Origin of the sequence: Anaerovibrio sp. (assembly GCF_051866355.1) — a bacterium.
GTDB lineage: Bacteria > Bacillota > Negativicutes > Selenomonadales > Selenomonadaceae > Anaerovibrio.
Window position 1 is genome coordinate 1 of sequence record NZ_JBJDWZ010000164.1, and the last position, 16,209, is coordinate 16,209.

Annotated in this window: 13 protein-coding genes and 1 riboswitch; of the genes, 3 read left to right on the forward strand and 10 right to left on the reverse strand. The window is 52.1% G+C overall.

Going from position 1 to position 16,209, the window contains the following annotated elements; translation table 11 throughout:
• From ACI3UA_RS08400 to ACI3UA_RS08415, 4 genes are all read right to left on the reverse strand, one after another.
• The coding region (locus ACI3UA_RS08400) for an ABC transporter ATP-binding protein (RefSeq protein ID WP_439724367.1) at positions 1 to 748 on the reverse strand (748 nt) is incomplete at its 3' end.
• Between the two features lie 206 nt (positions 749 to 954).
• Positions 955 to 2,184, reverse strand: coding sequence for a dicarboxylate/amino acid:cation symporter (locus ACI3UA_RS08405; protein ID WP_439724400.1), 1,230 nt, complete (start codon positions 2,182 to 2,184; stop codon positions 955 to 957).
• A 230-nt stretch (positions 2,185 to 2,414) separates the two neighbouring features.
• Positions 2,415 to 3,830: a GntP family permease gene (locus ACI3UA_RS08410; protein WP_439724368.1), complete on the reverse strand. Its 1,416-nt coding sequence runs from the start codon at positions 3,828 to 3,830 to the stop codon at positions 2,415 to 2,417.
• A 551-nt stretch (positions 3,831 to 4,381) separates the two neighbouring features.
• Positions 4,382 to 4,571: riboswitch (cobalamin riboswitch) on the reverse strand.
• A gap of 94 nt (positions 4,572 to 4,665) precedes the next feature.
• Complete coding sequence (locus tag ACI3UA_RS08415; RefSeq protein ID WP_439724369.1) at positions 4,666 to 6,129, reverse strand: MFS transporter; 1,464 nt, start codon at positions 6,127 to 6,129, stop codon at positions 4,666 to 4,668.
• A gap of 306 nt (positions 6,130 to 6,435) precedes the next feature.
• On the opposite strand from ACI3UA_RS08415, the gene ACI3UA_RS08420 reads away from it, so the two are divergent.
• From ACI3UA_RS08420 to ACI3UA_RS08430, 3 genes are all read left to right on the forward strand, one after another.
• Positions 6,436 to 7,317: a LysR family transcriptional regulator gene (locus ACI3UA_RS08420; protein WP_439724370.1), complete on the forward strand. Its 882-nt coding sequence runs from the start codon at positions 6,436 to 6,438 to the stop codon at positions 7,315 to 7,317.
• Between the two features lie 257 nt (positions 7,318 to 7,574).
• On the forward strand, positions 7,575 to 8,978 hold the full coding sequence (locus ACI3UA_RS08425; protein ID WP_439724371.1) for an acetyl-CoA carboxylase biotin carboxylase subunit: 1,404 nt from the start codon (positions 7,575 to 7,577) through the stop codon (positions 8,976 to 8,978).
• A gap of 180 nt (positions 8,979 to 9,158) precedes the next feature.
• On the forward strand, positions 9,159 to 9,542 hold the full coding sequence (locus ACI3UA_RS08430) for a desulfoferrodoxin family protein (protein ID WP_439724372.1): 384 nt from the start codon (positions 9,159 to 9,161) through the stop codon (positions 9,540 to 9,542).
• A 123-nt stretch (positions 9,543 to 9,665) separates the two neighbouring features.
• Here ACI3UA_RS08430 and ACI3UA_RS08435 read toward each other — a convergent pair whose 3' ends face one another.
• The 6 genes from ACI3UA_RS08435 to ACI3UA_RS08460 form a co-directional block, all read right to left on the reverse strand.
• Entirely contained in the window at positions 9,666 to 10,817 is a 1,152-nt protein-coding gene (locus ACI3UA_RS08435) for a cation diffusion facilitator family transporter (RefSeq protein WP_439724373.1), read from the reverse strand.
• A 33-nt stretch (positions 10,818 to 10,850) separates the two neighbouring features.
• A complete protein-coding gene (locus tag ACI3UA_RS08440) occupies positions 10,851 to 12,260 on the reverse strand; it encodes an aminopeptidase (protein WP_439724374.1) in 1,410 nt (469 codons plus the stop codon).
• A 58-nt stretch (positions 12,261 to 12,318) separates the two neighbouring features.
• The gene (dusB, locus tag ACI3UA_RS08445; protein WP_439724375.1) at positions 12,319 to 13,275 is read right to left on the reverse strand and encodes a tRNA dihydrouridine synthase DusB; all 957 of its coding nucleotides are present in this window, start codon (positions 13,273 to 13,275) and stop codon (positions 12,319 to 12,321) included.
• Positions 13,275 to 14,039: a type III pantothenate kinase gene (locus ACI3UA_RS08450; protein WP_439724376.1), complete on the reverse strand. Its 765-nt coding sequence runs from the start codon at positions 14,037 to 14,039 to the stop codon at positions 13,275 to 13,277. Before ACI3UA_RS08450 ends, dusB begins: the two co-directional genes overlap by 1 nt.
• An 80-nt stretch (positions 14,040 to 14,119) precedes the next feature.
• A complete protein-coding gene (locus tag ACI3UA_RS08455) occupies positions 14,120 to 15,088 on the reverse strand; it encodes a biotin--[acetyl-CoA-carboxylase] ligase (RefSeq protein ID WP_439724377.1) in 969 nt (322 codons plus the stop codon).
• 39 nt (positions 15,089 to 15,127) lie between these two features.
• A complete protein-coding gene (locus tag ACI3UA_RS08460; protein WP_439724378.1) occupies positions 15,128 to 16,123 on the reverse strand; it encodes an asparaginase in 996 nt (331 codons plus the stop codon).
• Positions 16,124 to 16,209 lie beyond the last annotated feature (86 nt).

The following is a 16,209-nucleotide window of genomic DNA, read 5'->3' on the forward strand; positions in this document are numbered from 1 at the left end:
CGGTTTCCGTGCCGTTAACTGCCGTGCCATTCCATTCCACGGCAATCCTGCCCATCCTCTGGCAGAAGGATGCCGGGGTATCTATGTCCACCAGCCTGCCCTTGTTGATGATGGCCACCCTGCCGCAGAGATTTTCCGCTTCCTCTATGTAATGGGTGGTCAGCAGTACCGTTACGCCGTTGGCAGCCATCTCCCGGATTAAATCCCAGATGCGCCTTCTGACCTGCGGATCCAGAGCTACCGTCGGCTCATCCATAAAGAGGATTTTCGGCCTGTGTATCAGGGCACGGGCAATCAGCAGCCGCCTTTTCATGCCGCCGGACAGCTGTCTGGGCGGCATGTTCACCGTATCTTCCAGCTCGATATACCGCAAAAGCTCCGCAATCCGCCGCTTCCTGTCCGCCCCCTCCATGTGATGCAGCCTGCCGTGCAGCTCCATGTTGTGGCCAACACTCAGATCATTATCGAAATTTATATGCTGGGGCACGATGCCAATCATTTCCTTGATGGCCTTTTCATTTCCCTCCAGCGGCATGCCATCATAAAAAATCCTGCCGGCGGATTTCTCCGTCTGCATGGTCAGCATCCTGATGGTGGTGGTCTTGCCGGCGCCATTAGGCCCCAGCAGGCCGAAAATCTCCCCTTTTTTTATCTCAAAGGACAGCCCGTCCACCGCCAGCTTCCCGACAGTCCTGCCATCCCTGCCCTTCCTGATGAATTCCTTCGTCAGTCCCTCAACCTTTATCATCTGCTATCACCTGCACCAATCACCCGGCATCAGCCATTTCTCTCTCCTGCAAAGCCTGCGGCCCTGCCTCCCTGATAATTATACTTGAAAAGCCCTTGCCATAAAATACCTTTATATGGAATAACTGCAAAAAAATTCAGCACCGCCCCAAAGCAAAATAGGAAGCCCTGCAGGGCCTCCTATCCAAAGCATGCCTTAACCAAATCTTAAATTTGCCCTCTCAGGTCGTTATCCGTCATAGCGCACACAGTAGAATCCGACCAGACATTTTCAGCAGTTTCTATCATATCTATTATCGTATAGATAGGCAGGATAATACCCATAATCCCCAGCGGCACTCCCAGGGAGGACATGAGGGACAGGGTAAGGAAATAGCATCCCATCGGCACGCCTGCATTGCCTACCGCCGCCAGCACAGCGACGAACAGCCAGGTAATCATCGTCCCCATGGTCAGCTCGATGCCTGCATTCTGCATCACAAACAGCGAGGTCACCAGAATAAACGCCGCACAGCCATTCATGTTGATAGTGGTGCAGATTGGCAGGACGAAGCGGGAAACCTTCGGATTCACCTTCAAATTGCTTTCAGCCGAGGCCAGTGTGACAGGCAGCGTACCGGCAGAGCTCTTGGTGAACAGTGCCACGGCAATAGCCGGCAGCATCTTGCGGAAGACATGGAGAGGATTCAGTCCCCGCGCCAGCAGGAACAGCGGCAGCACGATGAAGAACTGGATGGCATTGCCTCCCAGCACCACAGCCACATACTTGCCCAAAGAACCCACAATCACTCCCGCCTCAATCTGGGCAGAAAGCTGGGCCGCAAAGGCCAGAATGCCCAGCGGCAACACGTAGAGAATGCCGCGAATCATGGTGAACAGAAGCTCCTGCAGTCCCTTGATCCCCTTAAGAAGCACCGTGCGATTCTCCGTCTCCGGCATAAAGGCAAGCCCCAGCCCGGCAAAGGCCGCAATCAGCAATACGGAAAGCACATTGCCCGCCAAAAACGGCTGCAGCATGTTGTTCGGAATAACGGAGAGAAAATGCTCATAATAAGACAGCTTTTCCAGCTTCTGCGGCACATCGGCGGCTCCGGCCCCGACAATGTCGGCCGGCAGGTTGCCCGGAGCAATCAGATTGTACATAATCAGCCCCACCAGAGCTGCTGAAAAGGTAGTCAGCAGCGTATAGGTAACAGCATGCACAAAAATCCTGCCGGTTTCCTTCTTGCTGCCCAAATCAGCCAGTGTCGTGATTACTGCCAGCGCAATAGTCGGCACGGCAATGAACTGAAACAGCCTTGTAAATACCGTCGCAATGAAATTAAACAGCCCGTTCAGTGCTTCAATATGCAGCCAGCCCAGTACACCGCCTGCTATCAGGGCGCCAAACCAGAGAAACAGCTGCTTTTTCTGCGCCGCAGCATCATTCCTGGCCATGGCCTCCCTGGCGGTTGCCGCCACAGAAGTCCTTTCATTTTTTTCAGACATACCAAAACCTTCTTTCAATTGAATGTGTTAATAACATATATCAAAACTATGCTTTTATACTTTATCACACTCCGCGGCTTATGTCAATCACGCAAAGATGATTAGCATCCCTGCAAAACATCCCGTAAAGTTAAAATGGTGGCACAGTCCGCCTATGCCACCATAATTTTATGATTCAATTAAACGATTCCCGTCACCATATAGAAGATTACACACAGGAACGGCACCAGGAACTTCATGCCCATAAGAACGGCAATATCGCCGTAGGAATCCTTGTGGCTCAGGCCGCAAATCGCCAGCATGGTCACCAGCGCGCCGCAGTGAGGCACAGGGTCAATGCCGATAGAGGAAATAGCCACGATGCGATGCAGAACCTCCAAAGGAATACCGGCCTGTGCCGCCATAGCCGCCCACTGGTCACCCAGCATGGAAAGGGCAATGGTCAGGCCGCCGGAAGCCGAACCGGTAAAGCCGCACATAACATTGGTGGTCAGCACTGCGGAAAACAGCGGGCCGCCGCCAAAATCAAGATTCAAAAGCAAATCCTTGATGACCACAAAGCCGCCCAGGCTGACTACAACGCAACCAAAGGCATAGCCGGAGGCCACATTCAGAACAGCACTGCAGGAAGAAATCGCCGAACCGTTGATGGTGGTCATCATGCCATCGGTGATGCGCAGATGCCTGCGGGCGATAATAGCTGCCACAATACTGCTCAAAATCAACGAAATGGTAATGGACCAGCCAGCCGAAATCTTGGCGACGGAATGAGCCAGCAGGCTGATTTTCAGCGGAACCAGCGACTCAAGGGAACTCTGGTCCCAATGGAAGGCCCAGTCCCAATTGAAAGGATTGGACAGGAAAACGTTCAAGCCGATAACCATAATCAGCGGAATAACGGAAACCTTCCAGTCCGGATTCGGAATCTTGTGCCTGCGCTGGCTGAACTCAATGTGGCGGCCGTAGCCCTCACCGGCAGCCTTCAGGCGCTTGGCGCGGAAGGAAATCCAGCCCCAGCCCATAAGCAGGAATATCAAGCTGGCAAATATGCCGATGCCCATGCCGGACCAGGTGGAAGTACCAAAATAAGAAGAAGGAATAATATTCTGAATCTGCGGCGTACCCGGCATAGCCACCATGGCAAAGGAAAAAATACCCATCCACAGCGCCGCTGGCAGAAGGCGCTTCGGAATATCCGCCTTCTTGAATACCACCGCACCAAAAGGATACATTACAAACGCAACAACGAACACGCTGAGTCCGCCATAGGTCAGGGCGCCACAGCCCAGAAGCACTGCCAGCACAGCCCTCTTTTCACCCAGCAGCTCAATAATTTTGCCTGCAACGGAAGCGGCCATGCCGCCTTTTTCCATCAGGCGGGCAAAAACTGCACCAAACAGGAAAATCGGATAGTAATTTTTCAGATATTCAGCCGCCTTCGTCATGTACAGCTCGCTGAAAACAGGCAGTGAGGCATGCTCGCTGCCCAGCGCGGCAACCACCGCAAACACTGGTGCAATCAGAATAATAGATGCCCCCCGGTACGCCATTACCATCAGTCCGATCAGGGCAACAAAAATTATTGCTGTGTCCATTAAATCCTACTCCTCCTATAATCACATTATACACATCCAGCCGGCAGGCAATCCCCAAAAGCTGTCGGCTTATATATTAATATCAGCATGCCAAACAATTGTCAAGCACCTAATTAGCACTTGTTAACAACAATAACAAATGATATATTTTCTTTATCACTATCATCGCGTTATAACCTATAGCTATAACCCTATGCGTCATTTATCTTGTGATTTACAATATTTATGGAACTATAAAATAAATAGGCCCCGGAAACTTGCTCCGAGGCCCTGTCGCCAGGGTACAGTCCACTGCACCCGCAACCATGAATGAAATGTATGAGCAATGCTTTCTTTGCAGCGCTGAAACCGCAAAGAAAAACCTTTCGTCAAAGTCATCACTGCCAATGAGGAAAGGCTCCTGCACTGCATTATGGCACACAAACAGCATCTGTTGCGCAAAAAATTGTACAACAAATAAACGCCAACATGCCACAAAAAAATCCTGACCAAAAGCCAGGATTAATGCACATAGTTGTAAAAAAATCCCCTTCCCATCACTCGCAGGTCTAACGGTGATTGCTAAACAGGCAGTTCTCCTGGCTTCAGATCATCGCTCAACCACGCCTTCCCAGATTGCTCCAGTGACATAAATGTGGCTTCGCTCCCTGCTACAGTGGCGGGACCGCGCCGGCCTTCAACCGGCTTCTCTTGTTAGGCCTATGCACAAGGCATATAGGCACCTGTTCCAATCTATATTCAGTTCTATAGGTTCAACAAATTCAACTTATGGCCTTATCTTAGCACCGAATGGAAAATGTGTCAACCCCGCTTTGAAAATATTTTGTATACACCTTCAGACATGCGCCGCGTGCATGGCCGCCCGTTTCTTGATGGCCCGTTCCCTGTTCAATCGCTCAATGGAAAACCGCTCAAACCTCCCCATTGAGAAAAAATAACCGCAAAATCCCAGCACAGCAATAAGTGCGGCAAATATGTACAAGGCCGAAAAGCCGAGAAGAGGAACTACGCTGCCCAGACAGTATGGACCAACCCCCGTTCCCATATCCAGTAGCATAAAATAAGTCGAGGTAGCCACCCCTACCTTACGGGATAAGGAGCAATGCAGGGCCAGGGCATGACATGCAGCTGTAATACTTCCATAACCTATTCCAAGAAAGACACCACCTGCCAGCAGCACGTAGTCGTTGACAGCAAAGGCTACAGTCAGCATGGAAATTATCAGCATCATCATAGCCGGATAAATCACTACATTGCCGCCTCTGTTATCCAGGAGCCAGCCAATCAGCGGGCGGCTAAGAATGGATGCCGCCGCAAAGCACAAAAAGAAAAATCTGCCACCAAAATCAGCCATACCATTAGCGGATGCATATTCCCCCAAATAGCTGAGGACAGTTGAATAGCAGACACCACCTACCAAGGCTATCAATGAAATAGCCACTGACTTTTTGGCAATAAAGTCGCATAGTGAAAATCCCTGAAAATCTGCCAGTTCCTTTTTCGTCAAAGCCCTTTCCGGCACCTTTACCAACAAGGATAATACAAAAATAACTATCGTCATAGCGGTACAAACCATAAGGCTGGCGTCAAAGTTGCCTGCATTGATAAAGCCCAATGCCACAAACGGCCCAACAGCCGATGCCATCGTTACACCAAGCGTATAATATCCGATGCCGCTGCCCATCCGTTTTAAAGGAATCAGGGAAGCCGCAATAATGCTGGCAGCCGTAGATGTTGCGCCAAAGGCCATCCCCTGCAAAAAACGCACCAGCATAAAGGATGCAACCCCCGAACAAAATCCATACATCAGCATCAGCAAAAAATACACCGCTGTACCGCACAAAAACATCCTGCGTCGCCCTACCAAATCTATATATCTGCCTGCCGGAAGGCGCATCACCAGGGAACCCACAACAAAAATTCCAGATGCCAGTCCTGCCATGCTAAGGGATACATGCCACGTGCTGATAGAATAACTGGTAGACCAAAGCATCAGCTGATAATGGACAACATATACCAGAAAATTGACTATAATATCAAGAATATAGCCTGCTGTCCATAGCTTTTCTCCCGTCAACGCCCTGTGGTGTTCCTCACTGCTGTCAACGCCATCCAAAACATGCTCCTGCCCATTGACGGACATGCCCGACATATTATCTGCCCTGTCATGACATGTCACTTCTCTCCTACGATACAGGCCTGTTATACCCTGACGCACGAGAATATCCTCCACATCACTCTCCGAAATATTCATTTCCTTGGATAATTCACTTACAAAACCAATGTCATTATAACGCATAGCTAACGCTCTCCTTTCGCATAAGAAAATAATCCCGTAGCTACAATTTGTCCAATATGCAAAAGTCATGTATCATCATACATGATGTGCATAAATCAATCCGCCTCATCGCCTTCCACAGCAGGAAATCTTCGGACTGCACTACTCATGCTTGTGATTATTATTACATTTATGCATGACAAACCATAAAAATGTTGCATAAAATTCCATTGTTTTTTTAGCTATGCCTGCGTATAATCTTCTACTGAAACAGCCCTGTACTGTTCTAAAAAAATAACCACCATTTTTTGCAAAGGAGATTTATACATGGAACTGCATCAGCTTGAATATTTTTGTACACTTGCCCGCATCAAACATTTTACAAATGCCTCAAGGGCAATTGCCGTTTCCCAGCCCGCTCTCAGCCGTTCCATCGCCAAGCTTGAAACAGAATTGGGCGTACAGCTCTTTGACCGCAGCGAGAAACAACTGGAACTTACCGCCGAAGGCAGGAAATTTCTGACCTATGTTGAAAAAGGACTGCGCCAGCTGGAGCTTGGGCGAAGCCTTATTTCTGCCAATTCCCCGGAAAAAGGCAGTATCCGTCTTTCCTTCATCCAGTCCCTTGGCAGCTATTTCGTACCACAGCTGCTGTGCGCCTTTCGTGAACAATATCCACATATTTCCATTTCGCTCAAACAAGATACCCCGGCCAGCCTTGGGCAAAGCCTGCTGGAAGGCAAGGTAGATCTCTGCCTATGCTCTGCCATGATTTCAGCAGAACATGTCGGCTGGATATATCTTTGCTCCGAAGAACTCTATCTGACCGTGCCAAAAAATCATCCCTTCTCTGCCAAAAGTCAGATAAATCTCCAGGAAACAGCCTCGGAGCCTTTCATCGTGCTGGAATCCACATTTACACTGCGGCTACTTTCCGATCAGTTTTTTGAGCTGGCAGGCATATCACCTGACATCGTTTTTGAAGGAGCCGATATCTTCTCAGTAGCCGGACTGGTAAAAGCAGGACTTGGTATCGCCCTGCTGCCAAAAATCCCCGCCCTGCTTTCATCTGATATCACTTTCCTGCCTATTTCCTTCCCCGTGTGTCAACGCTCCATCGGCATAGCTTGGAATACCACTACTCCCCTGTCCCCTTCTGCAGCCATCTTCCAGCGCTTCATTCTCAACAGGTATACAGCAGCTTGCTAAGCAAGTATAAATAAAAATTATAGCGAATATATCTTAAAACATATAATTCTCCGTAACACCTTGATATTAGTGATTTCTATCTGTGTAACTTTTGCAAACTATAAATATTATTAATCATATCTTATAGTTATAATTCGTAAATTATATAGATTATTTTTATGGACATATTGATTTTATTTATCTATAGGCGTATAATCCTTTTCAAGATCACTTTAAGTTATCGTTAGGATGATAGAAAATCTTAGGGGGAGTGTTTTATGTTCAAGAGAATTCTCATCGCCAACCGCGGTGAAATAGCCGTGCGCATCATCCGTGCCTGTCAGGAAATGGATATAGAAACTGTCGCAGTCTACTCTGATGCTGATGCCAACGCCATGCATGTGCAGCTGGCGGATTTGGCGTGCCATATCGGAGCCTCCGATGCCAGTGAAAGCTACCTGAATATGAAGGCCATCATAAACGCTGCCATAGAAACAGGCGCCGATGCCATACACCCTGGTTATGGCTTTCTTTCGGAAAATGCCGATTTTGCCGAAATGGTGGCAAAGGCAGGGCTTGCATGGATTGGCCCCCTTGCAGTCACCATCCGTCAGGTAGGTGACAAGGATGTGGCGCGGGCGGCCATGGAGCCATCCGGCATTCCTATGGCCAAAGGCAGTGAGCCCCTTACCAGCCATGAGATGGCACTGGAGGCAGCCAGGGAGGTCGGCTACCCGGTTATCCTGAAGCCGGTGTCCGGCGGCGGCGGAAAAAGCATGTTTGTCGCCCACAATGCTGCCGAATTGAAGGAAATACTGCAAATCGTCGACATTGAAAAGGTAAAATTTTATTTTGAGCATTATATAGAGCGCTCCCGCCATATCGAGGTGCAGATTGTTGCTGACAATTACGGCTCCATCATTCATCTGGGCGAGCGCGAATGCTCCATTCAGCGGCGCAACCAGAAGCTGCTGGAGGAATCCCCTTCCATCGCCCTGACGGATGCCATGCGGCAGGAGGTGGGGCTTTTAGCGGTAAAGGCCGCCAAAAGCGTCCACTATACCAACATCGGCACCGTGGAATTCCTGCTGGACTTATCAAATAATCAGTTCTACTTCATGGAAATCAATCCGCGGGTACAGGTGGAGCACGGCATTACGGAGGCCGTAACCAATATTGACCTGGTGCGCACCCAGATAAGAATAGCTGCCGGTGAACCGCTGGAAATAGCTCAGAAGAATATCCGCACCCACGGCCACGCCATCGAATGCCGCATCAATGCCGAGGACCCGGAAAACAACTTCATGCCTTCTCCGGGCAAAATCACCAAATGGCACGAGCCGGGCGGGCCTGGCATACGCTTTGACAGCGGCTTTACGGCCGACCTTTCCATTGAGCCGTACTACGACTCCCTGATTGCCAAGGTCATAGCCATAGGGCGCACCCGCGGCGATGCCATCAAGATAATGAAGCGCGCCCTCAAGGAGTTCCATGTGGAAGGGGTAAAGACCACCATTCCGCTGCACCAGCGTATTCTTGAGGATGATTTTTTCTGTACCGGCAACATTGACACGCAGTTTATCCAAAAACGCCTGCAGGCCTATGAAAATACGCCTGCCCGCTGCTCTCTCCGTGAGCTGAAAGCCTTTGCCGACAAAGCAACGGCCAATATCTACGCATAAACAGCCAGATAGAAAACAAACGGCAGCACCTTCAAGGTACTGCCGTTTTTATTCTGTCAATTTTAAAAATTCTCTTATATACAGATTATTTTCAGCATGGCACAGATATTTTTCAGCCTGAGCCAGTATACTTAGAGCATGAAAATATTAATACGCATATATGAGAAGGAGTGATATTCTATGACACCGAAATTTTGTTATTGTGAACAATGTGGAAACATTGTGGAAATGATTCATGACTCAGGCGCACCGCTTACCTGCTGCGAACAAAAAATGAAGCAGCTCGTGCCAGGCTCCGTAGACGCCTCGTTGGAAAAGCACGTACCTGTCTACAATCTCATCGGCAGCATTGTAAAGGTAACGGTGGGTTCTGTTGAACATCCTATGGTGCCGGAACACTTCATCGGCTGGATTGCTCTCAAGACCAATCACGGCATCCAGCGGAAAATTCTCAGCCCTGCCAATTCGCCGGAGGCTACCTTCACCCTCAATCAGGGTGAGCACATTGAAAGCATCTTTGCTTACTGCAATCTGCACGGTCTCTGGAAGGCAGACGTAAAATAACAGCTCTCCCGCTGCCGCCGCGCTGGCCAGCTATCTGGCAGCAGCCAAACAGCGGCGGCAGCTAATCCATATTCCCCTGTATGACTGTCCTGCACAAGTTGCGGACAGTCTTTTTTTGTCCCCTCACATCCTGTCCAGCTTGACTGCCACCCTGTAATCAGGCTCACAGGCTTCCATGGCGGACACGATCATCTTCTCCAGTTCCGCATCCCCCGCAGGGTAGCTGTAGGGAACCTCCACATCAAATACCAGGCGGTTGCCGTGGAAGATATGCACATCGTGCATACTAAGGCTGTCATCTATCCCTTTCAGCACCTCTGACAGCTTTTTGACAAGGGCATCAAACTCAGGATTGCCCACCAGCTTCGGGTCCACATGCACTATGGCCTGAATATCCAGCTCCTTGTCGATGGCGTGCTCCAGACGGCTGGCAACGGCATGGGCTTCCATCAGGGTCATGGTGGAGATTACCTCGATATGCACGGAAGCAAAGACGTTGCCCGGCCCGTAGCTGTGCGCCATAACATCATGCACGCCCAGCACGCGCCTGTCCCTGATGGCAATCTCCATAATCCTGCCCAGAATCTCCGGATCCGCCGGCTTGCCCAGAATAGGCTGCAGTGTTTCACTGGCCGCCCCCCAGCCGCTGTACATGATGAAGCTGCCCACCACAATGCCTGCGGCACCGTCCAGATTGAAGCCGGTAGCCTCATAAATCAAAAGGCAGGCGATAACCACGGAGGTGGCCACGCAATCGCTCATGCTGTCCAGCGCCACCGCATTGAAGGCAGGGGAATCGGTCTTTTTGCCCAGCTGCCTGTTAAAAATCCCCAGCCAGACCTTGAATACCACCGAAGCTGCCATGACTGCCAGAGCCAGAACCGAAACCTCCACCGGCTCCGGCTCCAGCAGCTTGCCCACGGAGGTTTTCAGCAGCTCAAAGCCCACCAGCAGGATTATCCCGGCAATAATCAGGGCCGCGATATACTCGATGCGCCCGTGGCCATAGGGATGCTCCTCGTCCGCAGGCTTGGCTGACATTTTCAGCCCCAGCATGGTCACGACGGAGCTTCCTGCATCCGAAAGATTGTTGATGCCGTCGCCGATGATGCCCACGGAGCCGCTGGCAAAGCCTGCCGCCAGCTTCATGATGCAGAGCAGCAGGTTCACGCAGATGCCCACGCCGCCGCTCAAAAGGCCGTATTCCTTCCGCACATCGGAATTGTTTACATTATCAAAATCCTTAACAAATTTCCGTATCAAAAATTCCGTCATAAAAACACTTCTTTGAAAAACGCTTCCCTAAAATCAGATTTCCTGCAGGAAGGCCTTGTAGCCCTTGTAAGCCTCATACACATCCACCTTGCTGACAGCCTCCCACGGCGCATGCATGCTCAGCACCGCCACGCCGCTGTCAATGACATTCATGCCGTAGAGGGACATGATGTAGGCGATAGTGCCGCCGCCGCCCAGGTCAACCCTGCCCAGCTCCGCAGTCTGGAATTTAACATTGTGCTTGTCCAGCACTCCCCGGAGCCTGCCCAGGTATTCCGCGCTGGCATCATTGGAGCCGGACTTGCCCCGTGAGCCGGTGAATTTCATCAGCACCATGCCCTTGCCCAGATAGGCGCAGTTCTTCTTGTCATAGGCGCTGGCATAGAGGCTGTCAAAGGCGGAGCTGACATCCGAGGACAGCATATAGGAATTGGCCAGGCAGCGGCGGGTAGAAAGGCCGCTGTAGCCCCCCAGGGCATGAAGGATTTCCGCCACCGCATTCTCAAAGAACCGGGACTGCATGCCGCTGGCGCCCACGCTGCCGATTTCCTCCTTGTCCACCAGCAGGCAGCAGGAGGTACGCTCCACCTTGTCCACCTCCAGCATGGCCGCCAAGGAGGTATAGGCGCATACCCGGTCATCATGCCCGTAGGCCAGCACCATGCTGCGGTCAATGCCCAGATCCCTCGCCCTGCCGGCAGGAACCATGGTCAGCTCCGCAGAAACGAAATCATCCTCCTCAATGCCGTACTGTGCCTTTAAAAGCTCCAGAATACCGGCCTTGACGGCATCCTTTTCCTTGCCTTCCAGCGGATGGCTGCCGATGAGCACATCCAGATCCTCGCCTTCCACCACCACGGTGGCCTTCTTTTCCATCTGCTTCTGGGAAAGGTGGATGAGCAGATCGGTCACGCAGAAGACAGGGTCGTCCTCCTTTTCACCGATAATCACCTTCACCACGCTGCCGTCCTTCTTTGCCACCACCCCATGCAGGGCCAGAGGCAGTGTCACCCACTGGTATTTCTTGATGCCGCCGTAATAATGGGTATCAAAATAAGCCATGCCGCCATCCTCATAGAGGGGTTTCTGCTTCAGGTCAAGGCGGCAGGTATCGATATGGGCCCCCAGAATGGCCATGCCCTTTTCCAGCGACATGGTGCCGATATTGAACATGGCAACTGCCTTCTTCATGCAGACGGCATACACCTTGTCCCCTGGTTTCAGGCTTTCGCCCCCCTCAATAATCTCCTGCAGATCGCGGTACCCCTTTTCCTTTGCCTGACGGACAATCTCCTCGGTGCTTTCCCGCTCCGTCTTGCAGCTGCTGAGAAATTCCTTGTAGCTTTCGTTCAGGCCGGCAAGGGCTTCCTTCTCCGCCTCACTGTAGCTGTTCCAGACAGCCACTTCCTTCTTTTCCTTGTTTTCCTTTTTTTCCTCAGACATATCAATTTACCTCTATCATCTGTATCTCTACATCAATGCACACTTATTTCATTTTTGCTTATTTCATCTTTTCCAGCACGCGCAGAAAATCATCCCGGCACACAGCCTGATTAAAAAGGCACCTCAGCTCCGCACTGCCCTTGATGCCCCGTGTGTACCAGGTGGCATGCTTGCGCATCTCACGGGGGCCGATATAGTCCCCCTTGAATTTCAGCAGCATGTCCAGATGGCGGATGATGACTTCCTTCCGCTCCTCTATGGTCGGCCCCGGCAGTACAGCACCTGTTTTCAGGTACTCGGTAAGCTGGCGGAATATCCATGGATTGCCCTGAGCCGCCCTGCCCACCATGACAGCCTCACAGCCTGTCACCTGACGGATTTTTGCCAAATCCTGCACACTGCGCACATCGCCGTTGGCTATCACCGGAATGCGCAGGCTCTCACGCACCCGGCCGATGATTTTCCAGTCAGCCTGATCGCGATAAAACTGCTCCCTCGTCCTGCCGTGGATGGCAACGGCGGCCACCCCGGCCTCCTGGGCCAGCTGCGCCATCTCCATGATGTTGATGCTCTTTTCATCCCAGCCGATGCGCAGCTTGACCGTCACCGGCATATCCACCGCTCCCACCAGCGCTTTCAGCACCCTGTAGGCATTCTCCGGATTTTTCAGCATGGCGGATCCCTCATGGTTCTTTACCACCTTGGGAGCCGGACAGCCCATGTTAAAATCGAGGATATCCGCACAGCCGAGGCCGGCCACGTACTCTGCCGCCCGCGCCACGCTGTCAGCCTCCGCTCCGAAAAGCTGCATGGCCATCGGACGTTCCTCCGGCTCCGTTTTCAGCATATTCAGGGTATGCTCGTTGCGGTAATTTATCCCCTTGTCGCTGACCATCTCCGAATACACCAGCGGACAGCCCATTTCCCGCGCCAATATTCTGTAGGGGGTATCCGTAACCCCTGCCATAGGAGCCAGAAAAACAGGATACTCAAACTCAAAACTACCTATCCGCATCAGTGGTTCCTCTCATACAGGGCGCGCAGTCCTGTCAGGGTCAGAAAGTAATCTATCCTGTCAATGGTCGTCGATTCCTTGGCAATCATCTTGGCGAAGCCGCCGGTGGCGACAACCTCCATCTCCCTGCCATACTCCTTCTTGATGCGGTGGACGATGGCGTCAATATGACCGGCAAAGCCAAAAATCAGTCCTGCCTGCATGCCGTTGATGGTGTTGCGGCAAATGATGTTCTTCGGCGTCACCAGCTCGATGCGGGGCAGCTTGGCCGCCCGCTGAAACAGCCCTTCGGCAGCCGTTCCCAGCCCCGGGGAAATAACGCCCCCCAGAAAATCGCCATTGGTATCCACCACGTCAAAGGTAGTGGCCGTACCGATATCGATGACGATCAGCGGGCCGCCATACTGCTCGTATGCTCCTACTACATTCACAATGCGGTCAGCGCCAATCTCCCGCGGATTTTCATATTTCAGCTTGATACCGGTCCTGATGCCCGGGCCGACCACCAGCGGTTTCAGATGAAAATAGCGCTCACACATCTTTTCCATCGGAATGACCAGCGGCGGCACAACAGAAGAAATAATCACTGCGTCAATATCGGACATGCCGAAATTATGATGCCTGAAAATGCTTTCCAAAAGCAGGCCATACTCATCACTGGTCTTCTGGCGGTCAGTAGAAATGCGCCAATGGTGCTGCAGTTTCTTGCCAATGTACGTCCCCATGACAATATTACTGTTGCCAATATCTATTACTAAGAGCATAAAATCCCCCAAATCATCTTGCTTTCATTGCAAAGGACTGCTTTCGGGCACAGCCGCCCTCATGCAGTCCCCCTTATATACTAATTCCTCGGCCGAATCGACACATCTCCTGCCAGTACGCGCCTTATACCGCCATCTGTTTCCACCAGCAGGGCACCATCATCGTCAATGTCCTTCGCCGTACCGGCAAAGGCTTCCTGCATTCCCAGCACATTGATTTCCTGCCCCAGGGTGATGGAATACCGGCGCCACTGGTCAAGAAGCCCGGCAAAACCGTTCTTCAGCACATCCACATATAGCTCCTCCATGTGCCGCAGGACGCTCTGCAGAAAAGACACGCGGTTCACATCATGCCCCAGCATATCCGACATGGAGCCGGCCTTATCCCGTATGTCAGCAGGAAAACTGCTCTGAGGGATGTTCACATTGATGCCTGTGCCGATGACTACATAATTTATCCTGTCCATCTCGGCACTCATTTCCGTGAGAATCCCCGTCAGCTTCCTGCCCCGGCAATAAATATCGTTTGGCCATTTGATGCCTGCCTCCAGCCCCTGCTCCCGCATGGCCTTCGCCACGGCCACCGCCGCCAGCAGCGTGCACTTCGGAGCCTCCTGGGGAAGAAAGTCAGGGCGCAGGATTACGGAAAACCACACGCCGCCACGAGGGCAGAAAAAGCTCCGCTCCAATCGCCCCTTGCCGGTACTCTGCATTTCACTGACGATTACCGTCCCCTCATCAGCGCCTGCCGCCGCGACCTTTTTGCCCTCGTCATTGGTGGAGGGAATGTCCTCAAAGCTGATGACGGTCTGCCCCAGCAGCCTGGTCTGCAGGTTGTGGGTTATCAGCTCAGGCAGCAGCCTGTCAGGGGCCCCCAGCAGGCAGTAGCCGCTCCTGGCCCTGCTTTCAATCTGGTAGCCCGCCGCTTTCAGCTCCTTGATATGCTTCCAGACAGCCGTCCTGGACACACCCAGCCGGCTGGCTATTTCCTCGCCGGAGATACAGCCCTCCTGCCGCGAACGCAGGAGCTCAAGAATTTTGGAACGCATCACGCGCCTCCTCTGTAATCACAATCATCCTCAAAAATTTTACAGCTTGTATTCAATGGTGCCGATAATGTCGCCCCGATGGTTTTTCAGCACCGGCGGATACTTTGCCAGAAGCTGTTCATACTCGTCCTTCGTGAGAATATCCATGTATTTCAGCACCGCCATGACAGCAGGATTTACAGCGCCATAGTCGCCGTCCTCCACCTTGAAGGCAATGCCCATGTCCTCGTCACGGACAGCCATGCAGTACACCGCATCCGCGCCAATCTTGGCAATCACCCTGCCCCCGGTAATCTGGGAAATGGCCGTATCAATGCGGCCGGTGCCTGCCAAAGCGTCAGGATGGGCGGCCATGGCGTCGCGGATGGTGCGGGCCGCCGCCTCATACTCGCCCCATTCGCCCTTGTCAGGGCTGCCCAGGCGGGCGTATGCCCTTGCCATGTGGTCAAGCGGCAGGTAGAATACCGGCACGCCACAGCCGTCAATGCCGATTTCCAGCTTGTCCTCCGGCATGCAGGAGGCCATGGCCACATGCTGGAAAATCACCTTCTGGGCCGGATGGTCAGGCTTGATATAGTCCTCCACAGGCAACCCCATCATCTGGCACAGGGCCAGAATCTGGGAGTGCTTGCCGGAGCAGGCATTATGCACAGCCTGCGGGCGCTCTCCCTTCTTTATCAGCTCCACGTTGGCCTTGCCGCTCATCGGGCGGGCCGCCCCGCAGTTCAGCACATCCACAGACAGCCCCAGCTTGTCGAGAATGCCCTTTACCAGTTCCACATGGAAGGACTCACCGCTGTGGGATGACACCAGAAAAGCCAGCTCCCTGTCCGTCAGCCCGTATTTCTCCAGACCGCCGTTCTTCACAAATGCCAATGCCTGAAAAGGCTTGGCGGCACTGCGCCAGAACATAGGCAGCCTGCCATTGCCGGCCTCTTTCAGAATATCCCCCTTGCAGTTGACAGCTACCACATCGGCACGATGGATATTCTCCACATGGCCTGCCCGGGTGTACTCCAGAATAATCTCGCTCATAAGCTCTACCCCTCTCCTTTTAACCTGAAAAAGCGGCATGGATAAAACCAATGCCGCCTTTTTATCTCACAACCATCTTGATAGGA

What these genes read in the sequence shown, in the direction of transcription:
- ACI3UA_RS08435 (WP_439724373.1), bottom strand. Translation starts at nt 10,817, where the DNA reads ATGACGGAATTTTTGATACGGAAATTTGTTAAGGATTTTGATAATGTA.
- dusB (WP_439724375.1), bottom strand. Translation starts at nt 13,275, where the DNA reads ATGCGGATAGGTAGTTTTGAGTTTGAGTATCCTGTTTTTCTGGCTCCT.
- ACI3UA_RS08460 (WP_439724378.1), bottom strand. Translation starts at nt 16,123, where the DNA reads ATGAGCGAGATTATTCTGGAGTACACCCGGGCAGGCCATGTGGAGAAT.
- ACI3UA_RS08440 (WP_439724374.1), bottom strand. Translation starts at nt 12,260, where the DNA reads ATGTCTGAGGAAAAAAAGGAAAACAAGGAAAAGAAGGAAGTGGCTGTC.
- ACI3UA_RS08455 (WP_439724377.1), bottom strand. Translation starts at nt 15,088, where the DNA reads ATGCGTTCCAAAATTCTTGAGCTCCTGCGTTCGCGGCAGGAGGGCTGT.
- ACI3UA_RS08415 (WP_439724369.1), bottom strand. Translation starts at nt 6,129, where the DNA reads ATGCGTTATAATGACATTGGTTTTGTAAGTGAATTATCCAAGGAAATG.
- ACI3UA_RS08450 (WP_439724376.1), bottom strand. Translation starts at nt 14,039, where the DNA reads ATGCTCTTAGTAATAGATATTGGCAACAGTAATATTGTCATGGGGACG.
- ACI3UA_RS08425 (WP_439724371.1), top strand. Translation starts at nt 7,575, where the DNA reads ATGTTCAAGAGAATTCTCATCGCCAACCGCGGTGAAATAGCCGTGCGC.
- ACI3UA_RS08410 (WP_439724368.1), bottom strand. Translation starts at nt 3,830, where the DNA reads ATGGACACAGCAATAATTTTTGTTGCCCTGATCGGACTGATGGTAATG.
- ACI3UA_RS08430 (WP_439724372.1), top strand. Translation starts at nt 9,159, where the DNA reads ATGACACCGAAATTTTGTTATTGTGAACAATGTGGAAACATTGTGGAA.
- ACI3UA_RS08405 (WP_439724400.1), bottom strand. Translation starts at nt 2,184, where the DNA reads ATGGCCAGGAATGATGCTGCGGCGCAGAAAAAGCAGCTGTTTCTCTGG.
- ACI3UA_RS08420 (WP_439724370.1), top strand. Translation starts at nt 6,436, where the DNA reads ATGGAACTGCATCAGCTTGAATATTTTTGTACACTTGCCCGCATCAAA.